This is a genomic window from Halomonas colorata (assembly GCF_014897985.1).
In the GTDB taxonomy this organism is placed as follows: Bacteria; Pseudomonadota; Gammaproteobacteria; order Pseudomonadales; family Halomonadaceae; genus Vreelandella; species Vreelandella colorata.
This window is the reverse complement of the sequence record NZ_JABUZA010000082.1, coordinates 1-5072: the sequence shown is the minus strand read 5'-3', so window position 1 is coordinate 5072 and position 5072 is coordinate 1. Positions and strand designations below refer to the sequence as shown.

Annotated in this window: 5 protein-coding genes; 3 read left to right on the top strand and 2 right to left on the bottom strand. The window is 47.6% G+C overall.

Features of this window, described 5'->3' with window-relative positions; genetic code table 11:
- Positions 1-465: 465 nt before the first annotated feature.
- Positions 466-1407, bottom strand: coding sequence for a LysR family transcriptional regulator (locus INT33_RS20715; RefSeq protein ID WP_192539878.1), 942 nt, complete (start codon positions 1405-1407; stop codon positions 466-468).
- 46 nt (positions 1408-1453) lie between these two features.
- Between INT33_RS20715 and INT33_RS20710 the strand changes: the two genes are divergently transcribed.
- The 3 genes from INT33_RS20710 to INT33_RS20700 are packed head-to-tail and all read left to right on the top strand — an operon-like array spanning position 1454 to position 4031.
- Positions 1454-2437 (top strand): aldo/keto reductase, encoded by a 984-nt coding sequence (locus INT33_RS20710; RefSeq protein WP_192539877.1) that lies wholly within the window; start codon positions 1454-1456, stop codon positions 2435-2437.
- A complete protein-coding gene (locus INT33_RS20705; RefSeq protein ID WP_192539876.1) occupies positions 2434-2814 on the top strand; it encodes a carboxymuconolactone decarboxylase family protein in 381 nt (126 codons plus the stop codon). Before INT33_RS20710 ends, INT33_RS20705 begins: the two co-directional genes overlap by 4 nt.
- 29 nt (positions 2815-2843) lie before the next feature.
- Positions 2844-4031, top strand: coding sequence for an MFS transporter (locus tag INT33_RS20700; RefSeq protein WP_192539875.1), 1188 nt, complete (start codon positions 2844-2846; stop codon positions 4029-4031).
- 179 nt (positions 4032-4210) lie between these two features.
- On the opposite strand, the gene INT33_RS20695 is transcribed toward INT33_RS20700, so the two are convergent.
- Positions 4211-5029, bottom strand: coding sequence for a hypothetical protein (locus INT33_RS20695; RefSeq protein WP_193092916.1), 819 nt, complete (start codon positions 5027-5029; stop codon positions 4211-4213).
- Positions 5030-5072 lie beyond the last annotated feature (43 nt).

The following is a 5072-nucleotide window of genomic DNA, read 5'->3' as shown; positions in this document are numbered from 1 at the left end:
ACGGGGACGGCTCATGGATCCTCCTAGGTACCTTTAGTATAAGGCCTAGAGGTGTCTACGAAACCCGGGGCGATTCAAAGATTGGCTTCGAGAGCCCGAAGCTCTAACACTTCGGACTCGTCAAGTGAGATAAAAATGCGAGACGCATCATTATCTCCTAATTTGGTAGCGAGTGCGTCTGCCTGACCGGATTTTACGAAATACCGAGAAATCAAAAGGGTTTGAGAAGGCATAGGTTTCTCCATGGCGAATCGTTGCAGTTAGATAAAGCTCTCAACGAGAATGGAATGTTTAAACTCGCCAATTCCGTCGGAGTGCCATGGAAAGATTGCGACTTTTAGAAAGGTCAGTCTTTAACAAATTTTCTTAATTAGTTTTTCAAAAATGGAAAATATTGATGACCAACATCCTTATGCTGGCTAAATCTATGGGGAGGAGAATTTGAATGGTAAGCAGATACGTCGCTTATCCACTGAGCCGTTCATGATGTCGAGCCACCAAATCTGTGAGAAAGTCAGCAAGTGCTCTGACACGCCGCGATCTTGCAAGGTCTGTTTGGATAACTAGATAGATTGGCTGGTCGACCCCAATGTCTGAGTCGATGCAGATTAGTCCCCTATCGCGTGCAATGAAGTGAGGCAGCACGGCAAGCCCAAGCCCCGCCTTAGTTGCGGATACTTGTGTAGCAAGTGAAGTCGTGGTCAGGGCTGGTTTGCGTCCTCGTAGAATCCGCTCTACCCATTGAGCGCCAGGAAGATGTGTCTGCATCTCCCCCCAAGTGATAAAGGTATCCGTATCGTAGTCACCCTGATCAGGGTTTAATTCTCGGCGTGACTCGTAGTCCGGGCTGCAATAAAGGCCGTACCCTAAGGTACCCAGACGGCGCAGAGTGACATTGCCCCTTTCGGGTCGAACCATCCGTACCGCAAGATCGGCATCTCTTCGATGCAAATTAATGGTCGAGATATCAGTCACAACTTCCACTAAAAGCTCTGGATATTCCGCTCGAAATGCCGGGAGTGCTGGCAGTATTAACTCCGTAGCCAGATTTTCGGCTGTGGCTAGCCGCACTTGACCACTTATCTGCGCTTGAGTGTCCGCGCCCGATGAGAAAGCCTGTGCAGCCGCTTCCATTACTTCAGCCTTCTCTACGAGATCGGCGCCATCCTCAGTTAACTGGTAGCCCGATTGCTGACGTATAAAAAGAGGAAGTTTCAGGGCAGTTTCGAGCCGCTCGATTCTACGTGAGAGTGTCGCTATGCCAATGTTGAGTTCCAAAGCAGCCGCACTCAGCGTTCCGCAGCGCGCTACGGCAAGAAATGCCCGAGTATCGTCCCAAACCAGTCCTCGGGGCATGCTATTTCCGATAATGGAAATCTCTTTGTCAATATCTTGCATTTTTTCCATTTTTTGATCCTGTCAAGCTGTAACCTCCATGATTAAGGAGGTCGTTATGAAAAAGCGAACGCTTGGAAAAGACTTCACCGTTTCGGCAATTGGTTTGGGCTGCATGGGTATGAGCGAGTTCTATGGGCCTCGAGATGATAGTGAGTCTTTGCGGGTTTTGGAGCGAGCTGTAGAGCTTGGGGTCGACTTTTTTGATACAGCAGATATGTATGGGCCGCATCATAACGAAGAGCTGATTGGAAAGTTCCTTTCACGTAGCAAGTCTCAAATTCGAATTGCAAGCAAGTTCGGCATTGTGCGCGACCCAGGGGAGTACAAACGGACTTTGGATAATAGCGCTGACTATGCGCGCCAGTCTTGTGAAGCCTCGCTTCGTCGGCTCGGTGTGGAACAAATTGACCTTTACTATATTCATCGCATCAATCCTGAAGAACCGATCGAAGAGACCATTGGTGGGCTGGAGCGACTTGTCCAATCTGGGAAAATTGCTCGTATAGGCTTATGTGAAGTCAGCGCTGAAACTCTGCGTCGTGCTCATGCAGTACATCCTATCACTGCAGTGCAAACTGAATATTCTCTTTGGTCGCGCGAAGTAGAGAGAGCCGTGTTGCCGACCTGTCGTGATCTAGGTATTGGCTTCGTTCCTTATTCTCCGCTTGGCCGCGGATTCCTAACTGGCCGGTTTCAAAACACCGCTGAACTCGACAATGATGATTTTCGCGCTAATTTACCTCGTTTTGCAAAGGAAGCGATTGGATCCAACCGGCGAATTGCCGACGTGATTGCTGAACTGGCAGAGCATAAGGGTTGCACACCTGCCCAGCTCTCGCTGGCTTGGCTATTGGCACAAGGGCAAGACATCGTGCCGATACCCGGCACCAAGCAACTGCACTATCTCGAAGAGAATGTCGCTGCAGCGAGCATCACGCTCAGTGTGGACGAGCAGCGGCAACTCGAAAAGGCCACGGCATCGTTGCCTGTAATAGGCGAACGCTACACCTCAGAAGGCATGAAAGGAGTGAACGTATGAGTGTTCCGACTTCTAATCGACGTACCCAAGCGTTATCCCTCCTTGAGAGGCTTGAGCCTAGTGCACCTGAACGCGTTGCGCAAAATCTTGATGAGTTTCACGACGACGCAACTGAGATACTACTGGGTTTTGCTTTTACCGATGTAGTGGCTCGTGAAGGGATCTCGCTACATACGCGCGAAATGCTCACTATCGCTATGCTCGCAGCAATGGGTACGGCTCCGGGGCAGCTCGAGTTTCACATGCGAGCCGCGTTGAATACTGGGGTAACTCGTGAAGAGATTGTCGAAATCGTTCTGCAGGTGGCGGTCTATGCGGGTATCCCCGCGTCGATGAATGCTATTACAGCGGCGAAATCCGCCTTCACGTCCGTCTAACTTTTTTGAACAGAGAAAAGGAGGTTGGCATGTCTGCTCAAAAAACAACTTGGCAAGACTGGGTGGCTGTAACGGCTCTTGGCGTAGGTAGCTTCACTATTGTTACCACGGAGCTGGCGCCGATTGGTTTGCTCTCTAATATCGGTAGTTCTCTCGGAACGTCTACTTCGCAGACGGGCCTGATTGTTACTCTCTATGCATGGATAGCTGTTGCAGCTGCGCTTTTTTCTGCTGTCGTTCTTTCCCGCATGCCGCGGCGTCCACTTTTAGTTTGCCTGATGTTAATCCTTGCTCTGTCCAGTGGGGTTGCCGCCATGGCTGAAACATTCCCTGCGCTCATGGGCGCGCGAGTGATTGGTGCGTTAGCACATGGTGCCTTCTGGGCAATGATCGGTACTATCGGTGCTCAGATTGTGCCTCCCCATCGCGTAGGACTTGCCACATCCATCATCTTTGGAGGCGTATCGGCTGCCAGCGTGCTGGGCGTGCCGCTAGCGAATTTGTTGGGCTCTCTCAATGGTTGGCGTGCAGCTTTTACTGCTGTCGCGGTATTGTCATTTGGTGTCGCAGTCGTGTGTTTCGCCACACTGCCTAAGCTTCCTGGGAACGAAGGTTTCGGTGCCGCTGCCATGGGACGTGTTCTATCTAATCAGCGTTTTATGTGTATCTTTGCCGCCACTGCGCTTGTAGTTACCTCTCATTTCATGGCATTCACTTACATCGAGCCCTACCTTGTTAGGCAAAGCGAGATCACGCCATCAGTGATTGCGTATTTACTTCTGGCGTTTGGTGGTGCTGGATTGGCAGCAAATGTGGTGACCGCTAGCTTGATCGACCGCTGGCTCAAATCGGTTCTGATGGTTGCCCTTTGCCTCGCTTCGGCAGCTCTGTGGCTGTTGTCTATGTTATCGGATGTTATGGGCCTATGGGGCACGGTATTAATGCTTATTATTTGGGGTGGAGGCATCGGCGCTGTTTTGGTGGGATTCCAGACTTGGATTCTTAAGGAAGCTGGTGATGACGCTCTACCGGCCTCTGCAATTTATGTCGCCATTTTTAATGCGGCGATAGGACTTGGTGCAATGCTTGGAGCTATCGTGCTGTCGACATCTGGGCTTAATGAGATCTATCTATTCGCCGCTGTTGCGACAGCTCTGGGTACCGCTACTATTGCATTAATGTCTGGCCCAACGGTTGCAACCTCTCAAGCAGAATAGTTAAAGTCTAATTTATCAAAGCGGTGGGCCAGTTTTATTGGCCTGCCGATTTTTCTATCTTCTTTGCCCATTAGTCAACGTCAATTTATAGCTGGGTTCATAAGCGTGAAAGGCGGTTTAACCCTAAAATATTGAGCACGATTCAAAATAATTTTAAGGCCAGAGCCGTATGAAGATTACTATTCATTGTTAATTTTTATTAACCAGGAGCTTTCTACCATAAGGCATGATGCTGCTACTTTCCTAAGGCTTTCAACTTCCTCAGGCTTAAAAACAGTATCTTTATTACAAAGTAGTACAGAACCACCGGCAGAGTACAGCTGTTTAGCAACTATGTATTCATCATTGCTATATTTATCTTCCTTCGCTCTCCACGTCTTGTCCAAGAAAACTCGACGAGAGTTTATGTCAGGCAAGTAGTAGACTCTGTTAGTAGAGTCATTCATACCTAGTAAACCTGCCACATTAAAAGCTGCAACACCAGCCGTTGCTGGTATAATTAATATCAGAACGACTGAAAACAAAAATATTCCAAATGTTACGGCCTGAATTTTCTTTTTAAACTCATTATCGTTTGGAAGAAAATAAAAAAAAGCTGGTATAAAAGTTGCTAGCACGCCGGTGGTGATATAAAAAATAGATTTGTATGTATCATAATTGCTTCCATCCCAAGCACTTAATTGCAAAGTTGCTTTGGCCACAAATATTGTGTATAGAGAGGCGCACAGGACAAAGAAACCAGATAAAGCAGAAACGCCTAATCTCTCCAAATTTACCTTCATGGTATTATGGTGTTTTAGTTCATCTTTTTTTATGTGCTTTTTAATATATTTCCTTAGTGAAATATAGGCGAATGCAGAAATTAAAAGAAGCGATAGGCAAGAATAAAAGTTATCACCAATTTCTATTTTGAAGTAAATTGATAGCAGTAGAGAAAGGGAGATGATTATCACGAAAGATACAGAAGGAAGGTCTGAATAATTACCGATATTCGTCAACGCTCACTTGAGCTGATAAAAAATTGCAAATTTAGGCACTATT

Bases quoted from the DNA above. Each gene is read 5' to 3' on its own strand.
- INT33_RS20700 (WP_192539875.1), top strand. From the start codon at position 2,844: ATGTCTGCTCAAAAAACAACTTGGCAAGACTGGGTGGCTGTAACGGCT.
- INT33_RS20710 (WP_192539877.1), top strand. From the start codon at position 1,454: ATGAAAAAGCGAACGCTTGGAAAAGACTTCACCGTTTCGGCAATTGGT.
- INT33_RS20705 (WP_192539876.1), top strand. From the start codon at position 2,434: ATGAGTGTTCCGACTTCTAATCGACGTACCCAAGCGTTATCCCTCCTT.
- INT33_RS20715 (WP_192539878.1), bottom strand. From the start codon at position 1,407: ATGGAAAAAATGCAAGATATTGACAAAGAGATTTCCATTATCGGAAAT.